This is a genomic window from Rouxiella silvae, assembly GCF_002093625.1.
Classification (GTDB): domain Bacteria; phylum Pseudomonadota; class Gammaproteobacteria; order Enterobacterales; family Enterobacteriaceae; genus Rouxiella; species Rouxiella silvae.
Map to the genome: position 1 here is coordinate 1 of NZ_MRWD01000069.1, position 14,379 is coordinate 14,379.

15 protein-coding genes and 1 riboswitch are annotated in these 14,379 nt (G+C 53.3%); of the genes, 9 read left to right on the forward strand and 6 right to left on the reverse strand.

Going from position 1 to position 14,379, the window contains the following annotated elements; translation table 11 throughout:
* The first annotated feature begins 412 nt into the window (after window positions 1–412).
* A complete protein-coding gene (gene purH / locus BS639_RS21365; protein WP_055774008.1) occupies window positions 413–2,002 on the forward strand; it encodes a bifunctional phosphoribosylaminoimidazolecarboxamide formyltransferase/IMP cyclohydrolase in 1,590 nt (529 codons plus the stop codon).
* Between the two features lie 16 nt (window positions 2,003–2,018).
* Entirely contained in the window at window positions 2,019–3,308 is a 1,290-nt protein-coding gene (gene purD / locus BS639_RS21370; RefSeq protein ID WP_084984281.1) for a phosphoribosylamine--glycine ligase, read from the forward strand.
* Between the two features lie 92 nt (window positions 3,309–3,400).
* On the opposite strand, the gene BS639_RS21375 is transcribed toward purD, so the two are convergent.
* The 6 genes from BS639_RS21375 to nudC form a co-directional block, all read right to left on the reverse strand.
* Window positions 3,401–4,042: a DUF1481 domain-containing protein gene (locus BS639_RS21375; RefSeq protein WP_173882123.1), complete on the reverse strand. Its 642-nt coding sequence runs from the start codon at window positions 4,040–4,042 to the stop codon at window positions 3,401–3,403.
* A 66-nt stretch (window positions 4,043–4,108) separates the two neighbouring features.
* Window positions 4,109–4,381, reverse strand: coding sequence for a nucleoid-associated protein HU-alpha (gene hupA / locus BS639_RS21380; protein WP_045049823.1), 273 nt, complete (start codon window positions 4,379–4,381; stop codon window positions 4,109–4,111).
* A gap of 191 nt (window positions 4,382–4,572) precedes the next feature.
* Window positions 4,573–5,163: a YjaG family protein gene (locus BS639_RS21385; protein ID WP_055774004.1), complete on the reverse strand. Its 591-nt coding sequence runs from the start codon at window positions 5,161–5,163 to the stop codon at window positions 4,573–4,575.
* A gap of 70 nt (window positions 5,164–5,233) precedes the next feature.
* Window positions 5,234–5,914 (reverse strand): deoxyribonuclease V, encoded by a 681-nt coding sequence (nfi, locus tag BS639_RS21390; RefSeq protein WP_055774002.1) that lies wholly within the window; start codon window positions 5,912–5,914, stop codon window positions 5,234–5,236.
* A 13-nt stretch (window positions 5,915–5,927) separates the two neighbouring features.
* Window positions 5,928–6,995, reverse strand: a complete 1,068-nt coding sequence (hemE, locus tag BS639_RS21395; protein WP_084984282.1) for a uroporphyrinogen decarboxylase — start codon at window positions 6,993–6,995, stop codon at window positions 5,928–5,930.
* A gap of 125 nt (window positions 6,996–7,120) precedes the next feature.
* On the reverse strand, window positions 7,121–7,897 hold the full coding sequence (gene nudC, locus BS639_RS21400; protein ID WP_084984283.1) for an NAD(+) diphosphatase: 777 nt from the start codon (window positions 7,895–7,897) through the stop codon (window positions 7,121–7,123).
* 104 nt (window positions 7,898–8,001) lie between these two features.
* Here nudC and rsd point away from each other — a divergent pair, with 104 nt between their 5' ends.
* The 7 genes from rsd to thiH all read left to right on the forward strand — a co-directional run bounded on the left by rsd (window position 8,002) and on the right by thiH (window position 14,340).
* Window positions 8,002–8,517 (forward strand): sigma D regulator, encoded by a 516-nt coding sequence (gene rsd, locus BS639_RS21405; RefSeq protein ID WP_084984284.1) that lies wholly within the window; start codon window positions 8,002–8,004, stop codon window positions 8,515–8,517.
* Between the two features lie 88 nt (window positions 8,518–8,605).
* A riboswitch (TPP riboswitch) is annotated at window positions 8,606–8,733 on the forward strand.
* 130 nt (window positions 8,734–8,863) lie between these two features.
* A complete protein-coding gene (gene thiC / locus BS639_RS21410) occupies window positions 8,864–10,831 on the forward strand; it encodes a phosphomethylpyrimidine synthase ThiC (RefSeq protein ID WP_084984285.1) in 1,968 nt (655 codons plus the stop codon).
* Entirely contained in the window at window positions 10,828–11,487 is a 660-nt protein-coding gene (gene thiE / locus BS639_RS21415) for a thiamine phosphate synthase (RefSeq protein WP_084984286.1), read from the forward strand. Before thiC ends, thiE begins: the two co-directional genes overlap by 4 nt.
* A complete protein-coding gene (locus BS639_RS21420) occupies window positions 11,474–12,220 on the forward strand; it encodes a HesA/MoeB/ThiF family protein (protein WP_084984287.1) in 747 nt (248 codons plus the stop codon). Before thiE ends, BS639_RS21420 begins: the two co-directional genes overlap by 14 nt.
* On the forward strand, window positions 12,220–12,420 hold the full coding sequence (thiS, locus tag BS639_RS21425; RefSeq protein ID WP_084984288.1) for a sulfur carrier protein ThiS: 201 nt from the start codon (window positions 12,220–12,222) through the stop codon (window positions 12,418–12,420). The genes BS639_RS21420 and thiS overlap by 1 nt, the downstream gene beginning before the upstream one ends.
* 4 nt (window positions 12,421–12,424) lie before the next feature.
* Complete coding sequence (locus tag BS639_RS21430) at window positions 12,425–13,192, forward strand: thiazole synthase (RefSeq protein WP_084984289.1); 768 nt, start codon at window positions 12,425–12,427, stop codon at window positions 13,190–13,192.
* A gap of 2 nt (window positions 13,193–13,194) precedes the next feature.
* Complete coding sequence (gene thiH, locus BS639_RS21435; RefSeq protein ID WP_084984290.1) at window positions 13,195–14,340, forward strand: 2-iminoacetate synthase ThiH; 1,146 nt, start codon at window positions 13,195–13,197, stop codon at window positions 14,338–14,340.
* Window positions 14,341–14,379 lie beyond the last annotated feature (39 nt).

The following is a 14,379-nucleotide window of genomic DNA, read 5'->3' on the forward strand; positions in this document are numbered from 1 at the left end:
TTTAATTCCTCCCGACTCGTTCACACCGCGTTGCTGCTGCGTTGTTCCCTGTCGTTGGAGCGGCATTATAGGGAGTTTCTGAGGAGCCGCAAGCCCTAATTTCAATAAAAAATACTGTTTGCTGCAATACACAGCAAAAGGCAGGGTTATACCGATTTACACACAAAGTTATCCACAATACACATTGAAACTCAAATTTGACGCGCATCGCGCAATCGTTTTCGCTACAATATCGCGCGTCTGAATTTACCGACACTATCTGCAATAATGATGCTTACAGCGTCTGTGGAACCTTATCTGAATCCAATCCGGGGTTTTTCTTCTATATAGTCTTCTATATAGAGAGAAGAACGAGAATTGAATTCACGTAACGCTCTTTATTGCGACTCCAAAGCCAAGGGATAAAACCACCATGCAACAACGTCGTCCAATCCGCCGCGCGCTGCTCAGCGTTTCTGACAAAGCCGGTATCGTAGAATTCGCCCAAGCCCTATCTCAACGTGGCGTGGATTTACTTTCCACTGGTGGCACCGCCCGCCTACTTGCTGACGCGGGTTTGCCAGTGACAGAAGTCTCTGACTACACCGGCTTCCCGGAAATGATGGATGGACGCGTTAAAACTCTGCACCCAAAAGTGCACGGAGGCATCCTGGGCCGTCGCGGTAAAGATGATGCCATCATGGGCCAGCACGACATTGCGCCGATCGACATGGTCGTTGTTAACCTTTATCCCTTTGCGGCAACCGTGTCTCGTCCGGACTGCTCACTGGAAGACGCCGTAGAGAACATTGATATCGGTGGCCCGACAATGGTTCGCTCGGCGGCCAAGAATCACAATGACGTTGCTATCGTGGTCAAGAGCAGCGACTACGCCTCTATAATAGAAGAGATGGATGCCAACGACGGTTCACTGCTGCTGGCCACCCGCTTCAATCTGGCTATTAAAGCCTTTGAACACACCGCAGCCTACGACGGTATGATTGCCAACTACTTCGGTACGATGGTACCGGCGTATCACGGTGACACTGAGTCTCCTTCTGGTCAGTTCCCTCGTACCCTGAACCTGAGCTACGTGAAGAAGCAGGACATGCGCTACGGCGAAAACAGCCACCAGCAAGCGGCCTTCTATATAGAAGAAAATGTTTCTGAAGCTTCCGTCGCCACTTCTCAGCAGCTGCAGGGCAAAGCCCTATCCTATAACAACATTGCTGATACCGATGCCGCGCTGGAATGCGTGAAAGAGTTTGACGAACCAGCCTGCGTTATCGTTAAGCATGCAAACCCTTGCGGCGTTGCGGTAGGTGACAGCATTCTTGATGCCTATGAGCGCGCATATAAAACTGACCCGACCTCCGCATTCGGCGGCATTATTGCTTTCAACCGCGAGTTGGATGCAGCAACCGCCAAGGCCATCATCAGCCGTCAGTTCGTTGAAGTGATCATCGCCCCTTCTGTCAGTGAAGAAGCGCTGGCGCTGACTGCGGCTAAACAAAACGTTCGCGTATTGACCTGCGGTCAGTGGCAGGGACGTCAAACTGCGCTCGACTTCAAGCGCGTGAACGGCGGCCTTCTGGTTCAGGACCGTGACTTGGGTATGGTTGACGCCGCCGACCTGCGCGTGGTGACGACCCGTCAACCCACCGAGCAGGAGCTAACTGATGCCCTGTTCTGCTGGAAAGTGGCCAAGTTTGTTAAATCGAACGCCATTGTTTATGCGCGCGACAAAATGACCATCGGTATTGGCGCTGGCCAGATGAGCCGCGTTTACTCCGCTAAAATCGCCGGTATCAAAGCCGCCGATGAAGGTCTGGAAGTAGCAGGCTCCGTGATGGCCTCTGACGCTTTCTTCCCATTCCGCGACGGTATTGATGCCGCGGCGGCGGTGGGCATCACCTGCGTAATCCAACCGGGTGGTTCAATGCGTGATAATGAAGTGATTGCAGCGGCCAACGAACACGGCATTGCGATGCTGTTCACCGACATGCGCCACTTCCGCCATTAATTTTTTGGAGTTTTGAATGAACATTTTAATTATCGGTAACGGCGGACGTGAACACGCGCTGGCATGGAAAGCGGCACAGTCACCTCTGGCCGACAAAATCTTTGTTGCACCGGGCAATGCAGGCACCGCACTTGAACCCTTGCTTGAGAACGTGGATATCTCGGCAACTGACATCGCCGGTCTGCTGGCCTTTGCGCAGCAAAATGACATTGGCCTGACGATTGTTGGACCGGAAGCCCCGCTGGTTATCGGCGTGGTTGATGCCTTCCGCGCTGCGGGTCTGAAAATTTTCGGCCCAACTCAGGCGGCAGCTCAGCTCGAAGGCTCCAAAGCCTTCACCAAAGATTTCTTGGCCCGTCATGCTATACCTAGCGCCGACTACCAGAACTTTACCGACATCGAACCGGCTCTGGCCTATCTTCGAAGCAAAGGCGCGCCGATTGTTATTAAGGCCGACGGCCTGGCGGCAGGCAAAGGCGTTATCGTCGCCATGACGCTGGAAGAAGCTGAATCTGCCGTACACGACATGCTGGCGGGCAATGCCTTTGGCGACGCCGGACACCGCATCGTCATTGAAGAGTTCCTTGACGGTGAAGAAGCAAGTTTTATCGTCATGGTTGACGGCGAAAACGTAGTCCCGATGGCCACCAGTCAGGACCACAAACGTGTTGGCGATGCCGATACCGGCCCTAACACCGGCGGCATGGGCGCATACTCTCCCGCACCGGTAGTGACCGACGAGATTCACCAGCGCGTGATGGACCAGGTTATCTGGCCAACCGTGCGTGGCATGGCAGCAGAAGGCAACGTGTATACCGGCTTCCTGTACGCCGGTCTGATGATCTCCGCCGATGGCCAGCCTAAAGTCATTGAGTTCAACTGCCGCTTTGGCGACCCAGAAACTCAGCCTATCATGCTGCGTCTACGTTCTGACTTGGTTGAACTCTGCCTTGCCGGTGCTGAAGGCCGTTTGAATAACGTGACTTCAGAATGGGATCCGCGTCCTTCTCTGGGCGTCGTATTGGCTGCGGGCGGTTATCCTGGTGATTATGTTAATGGCGAAGTGATCCGTGGCCTGCCGTTGGAAGAAGTTCCTGACGGTAAGGTGTTCCACGCCGGCACCCGACTGCAGGACGAGTTGGTCGTCACCAACGGCGGACGCGTGCTCTGCGTGACAGCATTAGGTAAAACCGTTGCCGCTGCGCAGCAGCGTGCGTATCAACTCGCGCAGGACATTAAGTGGGAAGGCAGCTTCTGTCGTAAAGACATCGGCTATCGTGCGATCGCCCGCGAACAGGGTGAATAACTCCTGCTCGCTGACCTGTCATGAATGAGGGGTCATAAAAAGCCAAAAGCCCGCCAAGTGCGGGCTTTTTACTGTCTGGAGGCGGGCTAGGATTAATTCAACTGGCCCTGTTTCGGCTCCCAGACGCAAAAATCTTCGTTTGCCACCAGCAAGAGTTCATTACCCTCGGGGGCAGTCAACCAGGCAAGGCCGAGTTTGTCGTTGGCCTTGGCGGCACGTTTTGCCAACCATACCTGAGAGCGGATATTCAGGCTAAGCGTCACCGGCTCACCGTTACAGGTGGTAATTACGCCCTGTCGCCAGCGGCCCTGAGTAAGTCTTACGTTTCCGGCGCGCAGCGTGTTGCTCAGGTTTAACACTTTATCAGCCTGGTATTTAAGACGCTCGATATCATCAGCCGAGAGCTTCTCTTTCGAGTCGGCCAATTGACGTTGCATAAAGCTGACGTTGCCTTCGCTATCAAAACGCAGAGTTATACCCAGGTCTTTCGAGGCAGCATGACTTTCTTTAATCAGATGGAGATGGTCATTGAGGTATTCATAGCGTGTGATTACGGTGTCTTTGCCGTAATACGGGCTGTAAATATTGATCAACGTTTGCGGGCGATGTTGTTCGTCGTCTTCTCGCCACAGGCGGTAAATGCCTTGGTCGGCGACGTAACCACTGGCGCTAAAAAGGGGGGTATCACTGTGAGAACTGCATCCGACCAGACTGAAGGCCATTACAGCAGCCATCAGTCCGGTGGTGATAAACGAAAGGGACCAGCGTGGCCCCTCGTTTATTCTTTTCACTGCAAGCAATTACTTAACAGCTTCTTTCAAAGCTTTGCCTGAAACAAACGCCGGAACGGTTGCAGCAGCGATTTTGATTTCTTTGCCTGTCTGCGGGTTACGACCAGTGCGCTCGTTACGTTGATTTACTTTAAAAGTACCGAAACCAACTAATTGTACAGCTTCACCCTCTTTCAGAGACTCGGTGATGGCAGACAGAGTAGATTCAAGAGCAAGTTTAGCCTGTGCTTTAGAAAGATCAGCTTTGTCAGCAATCACATCAATCAGTTGAGTCTTGTTCATAAGTTATCCTTTACAGTGTGTTTATCGTTTGCAAAGCATCGAGTGCGACGGATATGCCGATTGACAGCACCCTCCTGCATACACGCACCGATAGCCACTTTTTATTACGCACCCCAAATGTAGACCAGACAGGGTACGGATGTGAAGCCTTGAGACACGACAAATAAGGCGTTAAATCACGTTTTCTTGCCTTATTGCGTTAAATTTATCCCAATGTTACTCACAGCGGCTTCACGCAGGTCAGATCGTAACCCTTTTATTAATTCCAGGTCACGCTCTTCACAGTCAGCCAACAGGCGGAAAATCTCCCATTGGATGTCCCATTCTTCTTCAACAGCGGGTAAAACTTTGAGCTCTTCATCGGTCATTTCTTTACCAGCATGGGTCATTTCAAGCATGGCAACGGTACGAATCGATGTTTCGCTAATCGCGATAGCATGAGCCAGTGTTTCACCGCTTAAACGCGAGTGAATCAGTTCACCTAATGCGATACAGGCATCGATAGCCGGGTAAACGCCGTAAATATCATAGTCGTCTGAAGAAGGGATTGCCTCCTCCAGCTTCTCAAGCTGCGAATCAAAGTTAACCTTTGCATCTTTTATTACAAGCGTTTCCCACACCAGATCGAGAATTTTGCGATAAATCTGGGGCTCACCAAAGCCTGATTGAAGGCAAAACATCTGATAATTGGGATACATACGCTCGCAAAGGCTGGCCATAAACGTCAGATGTTGCCAGCTTTCAAGCTTTTCCAGACGTAAATGAATCGGATTACGTAACATAGTATTTTCTCGTTAACTTTTCTGGGCGGGAGTTTACCTGAAATAATGACAGCATCCTACGCCTGGATTCTTAAACATTGCCGCTCAGGCGCTGCCAGCGCTGAAATGCGGGCCGATTGGATGCTACAGCATCGGCCCATCGGGTCGGTTCAGGCAGACGATATCCCCGCGTGCATTGTTCAACCCAATACAACGAAGAAGCAAGGCTGATGTTATTACCCGGGGAGATAAACAGCGGATTACAACGCACTTTGCTGCGCCACACCCAGCCAAGCTGCTCATCTTTGTCCCACAGGGCTTGCGTAGCGCCGGCGGCTTCGCCCAGCGGCAGAAAGTGTCCGCACAGGCGACTTTTCGCCACGCCGATGGTTGGCACGTCAATGGTCAACCCAAAATGGCTGGCAACGCCGAGACGTCTGGGGTGAGCGATTCCCTGCCCGTCAACCATTAACAGGTCGGGGCGATGTTGCAGCTGCTGCCAGACATCAATTAATGCCGGGCATTCGCGAAACGAAAGGAAACCGGGAATATAGGGGATTTGGGTGGGAATACGGGCTATTTGATACTCCACCAGCGCCATTGACGGGGAGTGCAGTACAACAACAGCGGCGCGCGTCACGTCACCGCCCTGCTCAAACCCGATATCAGCTCCTGCTATATACACCGGGCGCAATCCCGAAGAGGGGTCTTCGAGTACGATTTGCTGGGCTTTTATCCGCTGCTCTTCGCGCATTGCGCCGGTATTAATCATGCAGATCCTGTCATTATGCGGTGTGGTATTGCCGTGAAAGGTTGTGGACGGCCTCAACAAAAGCGCCGGCATTTTCAGGCGGAACGTCCTGATGGATGCCGTGTCCCAGGTTAAAGACGTGCCCTTCACCCTTGCCATAGCTGGCCAGAATAGTCTCGACTTCTTGCTCAATACGTACTGGAGAAGCATAAAGCATAGACGGGTCCATGTTGCCCTGCAGCGCCACTTTGTCACCCACGCGACGGCGGGCTTCACCGATATCTGTCGTCCAGTCGAGGCCCAACGCATCGCAGCCTGTTGCCGCAATGGCTTCAAGCCACTGACCGCCGCCTTTGGTGAACAGCGTCACCGGCACTTTACGGCCATCATTTTCGCGGATCAGGCCATCAACAATTTTGTGCATGTAGTTCAGGGAGAACTCGAGGTAGTCACGGCCGGTTAAAACACCGCCCCAAGAGTCAAACACCATCACCGACTGTGCACCGGCCTTGATTTGCGCATTCAGATAGAGAATGACGCTGTCGGCCAGTTTATCCAGCAAAAGATGCAGAGTGGCAGGCTCGGCGTACATCATCTTTTTGATTTTGGTAAACGCTTTGCTGCTGCCGCCTTCAATCATGTAGGTGGCCAGCGTCCACGGGCTGCCCGAAAAACCGATCAATGGCACTTCGCCTTTAAGATTTTTACGGATAGTACGCACCGCGTTCATCACATAGCCCAGCTCATCTTCAGGATCGGGGATCGGCAATTTCGCGACGTCGGCATAGCAGGTCAGTGGAGAAGAGAAACGTGGCCCCTCTCCCGCTTCGAAATACAGGCCCAGCCCCATAGCATCAGGTATGGTCAGAATATCAGAGAACAGGATGGCGGCATCCAGAGGATAGCGGCGCAAAGGTTGCAGGGTGACCTCACAGGCCAGCTCGGCATTTTTGCACAGCGACATAAAATCGCCCGCCTGCGCACGTGTCGCTTTGTATTCTGGCAAATAGCGGCCAGCCTGGCGCATCATCCATACCGGTGTGATATCTACGGGCTGGCGTAACAGGGCGCGCAGGTAGCGATCGTTTTTTAACTCGTTCATTCTTGGCAAGATCCTTAATAATCTGCTGATCTCTTTGGGTTCATCGAACCCGAGCGGGCGGCCTGAAATAGCGTTTGCACGTTTCAGACGCCTAAAAATAAGGCGGACATTGTAGCACGTCGGGCCTAAGAGTCCTCCTCTGCACGGCACAGAACCACGGTATCTTCTATCAACCGACGTGCGATGGTGCCCGGCGGCGGCAACAGCGGCAAGGCATCGTAACGATACCAACCGGCGTTGAGCAGCTCCTTCGGATCATGACGTATTTCGCCGCTGTCGTAATCGGCCATAAATGCCATCATCAAAGAATTTGGGAACGGCCAAGGCTGCGAGCTGACGTAACGCACATTTTTGACCCGTATATTGCTCTCTTCCATCACTTCACGCGCGACGGTTTCTTCCAGCGTCTCGCCCACCTCGACAAAACCGGCCAACACGGTGTGGATCCCCCCGCGATGACGGACGTGCTGGGCAAGCAGGATTTCTTCGCCGCGGCGGATAGCCACAATGATGCACGGCGCAATTTGCGGGTAATAGCGTTCCTTACAATGTGCGCACAGCGCGGCCCATTCGGTTTTACTGACGTGCATGGCATGGCCGCAGTAACCGCAGAATTTATGGGATCGATAAAACTCGGAGAGTTGCACGCCACGGCCCACCAGCTGAAATAACCCACGATCCTGGTCGATCAATTGGCGCGGTGAGAGCATACTTTCTTTCATGCTCTTGCGGATCAACCATACCGGACTGCCCTGCCATTCGCCTATCTGGCGCCCGGTTTGGCCCGACAATGAAAATTGTGTTGCCGATCCGTAGGGTAGCGATCCCTCAGGCAACCACAGTTGCCCATCAAGGCTGACGACCCACCAGCCGCTATGCTGTTCTGTTATTTGGATTTCCATATTGTTATTGCATAACCTCGACTACACTGACAATCTGGGACACAAAGTTACATTAGTAATCTTTAACCTTTGAACACTTTCTCTTCATACTCACGGAGTCAACCATGCTAAATCGTTTGGAAATATTGACCCAACGCGTTGGTGGCAGTAATGAGTTGATCGACCAATGGCTGCACGCGCGCAAAGAATTATTGGTTTCTTACTGCACTCTCGTGGGCCTGAAACCGAATAAAGAAAAACATACCCCGCTTAATGAGAAAGCGTTAGATAATTTTTGCCACAATTTAGTGGACTATCTTTCAGCCGGGCACTTTCATCTTTATCACAGGATAGTTGAAGAAGTCGATGGTGCCCAAGGGGCCGTTTCTCAGGCAGCGGCCAGAATTTATCCAGCGCTGGAAGCGAATACTGAAGCTATTATGGCTTTCCACGACAGTTATACAGAAACTGAATTCGAAGATGATGACGTTTTTGCCTTTAACTATGCATTGTCTGATATCGGCGAAGCGCTTGATGCGCGTTTTGAGCTTGAAGATCAGCTGATTGCGCTGGCTTTTGATAGAAAAATTGTTCCTTTGCCACCCGTTGCAAACGATGCCGCATTAGTACGACCAGCTTAACAATTTTGCTCTAAAACCCTGCAAAGGGTTGTGTTTTATAATCAGCCTCGTATATTGAGGCTTCTTTAACGGCCTGGAAATCACAGGCCAATTCTTGTCGGAGTGCCTAGCGCAGACTTTCCTTAAGGGAAAATTTGCCAGGCTGAGACCGTTAATTCGGGATCCGCGGAACCTGATCGGGTTAGTACCCGCGAAGGGAACAAGAGTAATTTATTGCGTCCGGTTTTCATCGCCGCGTTCTTCACCGCAGAAACGCCGTGTGACGAGGGCCGGAAACACCGCTTTACTCCCGCCGTAAACCTCCTGACAAGCAATTTTCCCTTTCGCTAATAACGAGGAATTTGCTATGTCGAACACCCAAGACCTGCCGAACGCTCCGGTAAAAAAAACCAGCAATCGTCGCCAACAACGCGCCGAAGCTCAGGCTTTTATTGATAGCCTACAGGGCGTTGCCTTCCCAAACTCGAAACGTATTTATCTGCAGGGCACCCGCGACGATATTCAGGTGCCAATGCGTGAGATCCAGCTCAGCCCGACGATGGTCGGCGGCAGTAAAGACAATCCTAAATTTGAAGATAACGAAGCAATCCCAGTCTATGACACGGCAGGCCCCTACGGCGATCCGGAGTCCAATATTGACGTGCATCGCGGGCTGGATAAAGTTCGCAGTGCCTGGATTGAAGCCCGCCAGGACACAGAACAACTGCCGCAGGTCAGCTCCGGTTTTACCCAGCAGCGCATGGCAGATGAAGGTCTGGATCACCTGCGTTTCGAACACCTGCCGCGTCCGCGTAAGGCTAAGCACGGTAAATGTGTGACCCAGATGCACTATGCGCGTCAGGGAATTGTTACCCCAGAAATGGAATATATTGCGCTGCGCGAAAACATGGGCCGTGAGCGTATTCGCGGTGAAGTCCTGCTGCAGCAGCATCCGGGCGAAAGTTTTGGCGCCAATCTGCCACAAAATATCACCCCTGAGTTTGTGCGTGATGAAGTGGCCGCCGGTCGCGCTATTATTCCCGCCAATATTAATCATCCAGAATCTGAGCCGATGATCATTGGGCGTAACTTCCTGGTGAAAATTAACGCCAATATCGGTAACTCGGCGGTGACCTCCTCGATTGAAGAAGAGGTTGAAAAACTGGTGTGGTCAACCCGCTGGGGCGCGGATACGGTGATGGACCTTTCTACCGGTCGCTATATTCACGAGACCCGTGAATGGATTATGCGCAACAGTCCGGTGCCGATTGGCACTGTGCCTATCTATCAGGCGCTGGAGAAAGTAAACGGCGTCGCCGAAGATCTCAATTGGGAAATGTTCCGCGATACGCTGCTGGAACAGGCCGAGCAAGGCGTTGATTACTTTACTATTCACGCCGGTGTGCTGCTGCGCTATGTGCCGATGACCGCCAAACGCCTGACCGGTATCGTGTCGCGCGGAGGCTCAATTATGGCGAAATGGTGCCTCTCGCATCACAAAGAGAGCTTCCTGTATCTGCATTTCCGTGAAATTTGTGAAATCTGTGCCGCGTATGATGTGTCGCTTTCACTGGGCGACGGCCTGCGTCCGGGTTCCATTCAGGATGCCAACGATGAAGCGCAGTTTGCCGAGCTGCAAACGCTTGGCGAGCTGACCAAAATTGCCTGGGAGTATGACGTGCAGGTGATGATCGAAGGCCCGGGACACGTGCCGATGCAAATGATCCGCCGTAACATGACCGAAGAGTTGGAGAAGTGCCACGAAGCTCCGTTTTACACCCTTGGGCCGCTCACCACCGATATTGCACCGGGATACGATCACTTTACCTCCGGCATTGGTGCCGCGATGATCGGCTGGTTTGGCTGCGCCATGCTGTGCTACGTCACGCCGAAAGAGCACCTTGGTTTACCCAATAAAGAGGACGTGAAACAAGGGCTGATCACTTACAAGATCGCCGCACACGCTGCGGATCTGGCGAAGGGGCATCCGGGTGCGCAGATCCGTGACAATGCCATGTCAAAAGCGCGCTTTGAATTCCGCTGGGAAGATCAGTTCAATCTGGCGCTGGATCCGGCCACTGCCCGCGCCTATCACGACGAAACGCTGCCGCAAGAATCGGGCAAAGTCGCCCACTTCTGCTCAATGTGCGGCCCAAAATTCTGTTCGATGAAAATTACTCAGGAAGTACGCGAGTACGCCGCCGCGCTGGAGGCCAAGGCTATTCCTATTGACGTAGTCGAAACGGGAATGTCGCAGATGTCGGCAGAATTTCGCCAGCGCGGCAGTGAGCTTTATCATCCGGCAGACAACGCGGAAGTGGGGGTAGGTAAATGAAGACACCCACCTCTCCCTTTCCCGAAGTGCCCTATTATCTTGGCCTCTATCCGGTCGTCGATAGCCTCGAGTGGGTACGCCGACTGCTGCAGGCCGGTGTGAAAACGCTGCAACTGCGGATAAAAAACCTGCCCGACGCCGAGGTTGAACCGGCCATTATCGACGCTATCGCGTTGGGCCGCGAATATCAGGCGCGACTGTTTATCAATGACTACTGGCGTCTGGCGGTTAAGCATCAGGCTTATGGAATTCATCTGGGCCAAGAGGATCTGGATACTACCGACCTGTTGGCTATCCACGCCGCCGGCCTGCGATTGGGCGTTTCGACCCATGACGACGCCGAGCTGGCGCGGGCGGTCAGCGTGCGGCCTTCTTATATTGCACTAGGGCATATTTTTCCGACGCAAACCAAGGAGATGCCTTCGGCACCTCAGGGTCTGGAAGAGCTAGCCCGCCATATAAAGCAGTTGAATGGCGCGTTCCCGACGGTAGCCATCGGCGGCATTAGCCTCGAGCGCGTGCAATCAGTCATGGCATGCGGCGTAGGCAGCGTGGCCGTGGTCAGTGCTATCACCAAGGCGCATGACTGGCGCGCGGCCACGGAGGAACTACTCCAGCTTTGCCCTTATCGGGACGATAACCATGCTCAACGATAATGAGTTTATGCGCTATAGCCGCCAACTGTTGCTGGAAGACGTCGGCATGGAAGGGCAAGAAAAAATCCGCGCGGCAAAAGTGCTTATTGTCGGCCTCGGGGGTCTTGGCTCACCAGCCGCGCTTTATCTGGCGGCGGCGGGCGTGGGTACGCTGTTTCTCGCCGACGATGACACGCTGCACGTTTCCAATCTTCAGCGGCAGATTTTGTATCGCACGGCGGATGCAGAAAGTTTAAAAGCCAAAATAGCCCAGCGCGAGCTGGGTAAGCTTAACCCGCTGTGTGAGACAGAGGTATTCACCCATCGTTTAAACGGTGAAAATTTGCAGGGCATTGTGGCGCGCGCCGATCTGATATTGGACTGTAGCGACAACATGGAAACTCGCCACGCGGTGAATAAAGCCTGCGTGGAAGGTGGGAAGCCATTAATTAGCGGCAGCGCGGTCGGCTTCAGCGGCCAACTGCTGGTGATTGAAGCGCCCTATTCTCACGGCTGCTACCGCTGCCTGTATCCGGATTTAGAAACGCCGACCCGCAACTGCCGTACCGCCGGCGTGTTAGGTCCGGTGGTGGGCGTGATTGGCACGCTTCAGGCGCTGGAAGCCATAAAAATGCTGGCCGGTTGCGCAAGCCCGCTGAGTGGAAAACTACGCTTGTTCGACGGAAAACAGCAAAGTTGGCGAACGCTGCAACTGGCACCGTCGAAAGATTGCCCCGTCTGCGGAGGCCTTTAATGAAAGTTACCGTCAACGATGACGAGTACCAATTCGATGCCCCGCTGACGGTGCACAGCCTGCTGATTTTTCTTGAACAACCTCAATCTGGCAGTGCGCTTGCCGTTAATCAGGTGATTGTTCCCCGCCCGCAGTGGTCACAATATCTGCTGCAAGACGGGGACAACATCGTTGTATTTCAAGCCATTGCCGGAGGATAACCCAATGCTAAAAATTGCTGATACCACTTTTACCTCCCGACTGTTCACCGGAACGGGGAAATTCTCTAGCGCCGCAGTAATGCAGCAGGCGATTTCCGCGTCTGGCTCACAGTTGGTGACCATGGCGATGAAGCGCGTTGATCTTAAACGCGGCGGTGATGATATTTTGCGTCCGCTACAGGAGTTGGGTGTTCATCTATTACCCAACACCTCTGGCGCGAAAACGGCGGAAGAGGCAGTGTTTGCCGCCCAGCTGGCGCGTGAAGCGCTCGGCACACGCTGGATAAAACTCGAAATTCATCCGGATCTCAAATACCTGCTTCCCGATGCGGTAGAAACCTTAAAAGCTGCGGAAACGTTGGTAAAACAGGGGTTTGTGGTTCTCCCTTACTGTAGCGCGGATCCCGTGCTGTGCAAACGTCTCGAAGAAGTCGGGTGTGCGGCGGTCATGCCGCTGGGTGCGCCGATTGGATCAAATCAGGGGCTGCAAACGCGAGAATTCCTGCGCATTATTATCGAACAGTCCAACGTGCCGGTAGTGGTTGATGCGGGAATTGGCGCGCCGAGTCAAGCGGCCGAGGCCCTAGAATTGGGTGCCGACGCGGTACTGGTGAACACCGCCATTGCCGTCGCGGGTGACCCAGTGGCAATGGCGACGGCGTTTAAGCTTGCCGTTGAAGCCGGACGCTTGGCAAACGTCAGTGGACTCGGCGGCAGATCATTTCGCGCCCGCGCCTCAAGTCCGTTGACTCAGTTTCTGGAGAACGTCTGACCATGAAGGAGTATCGAGGAACGGGTTTTCAAGACCACTGGCAGACGCTGGACTGGGACGATATCTCACTGCGCATCAACAGTAAAACGGCGGCAGACGTTGAGCGTGCATTAAGCAGCCCTCGGGTCAGTCGCGAAGATTTTATGGCGCTTATCTCCCCGGCGGCGCTTCCCTACCTTGAGCCGATGGCGCAAAAAGCACAGCAGCTTACCCGCCAGCGCTTTGGCAATACAGTAAGCTTTTTTGCCCCGCTGTATCTTTCCAATCTTTGCGCCAACGAGTGTACCTACTGCGGCTTTTCGATGAGTAACAAGATCAAGCGCAAAACCTTGGACGACGTTGAGATCGCAAAAGAGTGCGAGGCGCTTAACGCACTCGGCTTTAAACATTTGCTGCTGGTCACCGGCGAGCATAAGACCAAAGTAGGAATGGACTATTTTCGCCGCCACTTTCCAGCTATTCGCGGACATTTCAGTTCATTGATGATTGAGGTACAGCCGCTGGAGCAGCAGGAGTATGCCGAGCTGAAAACGCTGGGTCTCGACGGGGTGCTGGTCTATCAGGAAACCTATCACGCACCGACCTATGCCTTGCACCATCTTCGTGGTCAAAAGCAGGATTTCTTCTGGCGGCTCGAAACACCCGACCGTCTGGGTCGCGCAGGAATAGACAAGATTGGTTTAGGCGCACTGTTCGGCTTGTCGAACAACTGGCGGACCGACAGCTACATGGTGGCGGAACATCTGTTTTATCTACAGCAGACTTATTGGCAAAGCCGCTATTCAGTGGCGTTTCCACGTTTGCGACCCTGTGCAGGCGGGATAGAACCGGCTTCGATACTCAACGAAAAACAGCTGGTACAGCTGATTTGCGCCTTCCGGCTATTTGCACCCGACGTGGAGCTTTCACTTTCAACCCGAGAGTCCCCCTACTTCCGTGACCATGTGATCCCGTTGGCCATTACCACCGTCAGCGCCGGGTCTAAAACCCAGCCGGGAGGTTATGCCGCAGACGATAAGCCGGAGCTGGAGCAGTTCGAACCGCACGACAATCGTCCACCCGCTCACGTCGCCCAAGCGCTGACACAGGCAGGTTTACAACCGGTATGGAAGGATTGGGATCAGCATCTTGGTCGCCCTCTTAGTTAATCAATTTGGCAGATTGTAGATAAAAAAAAACCGCTCCGA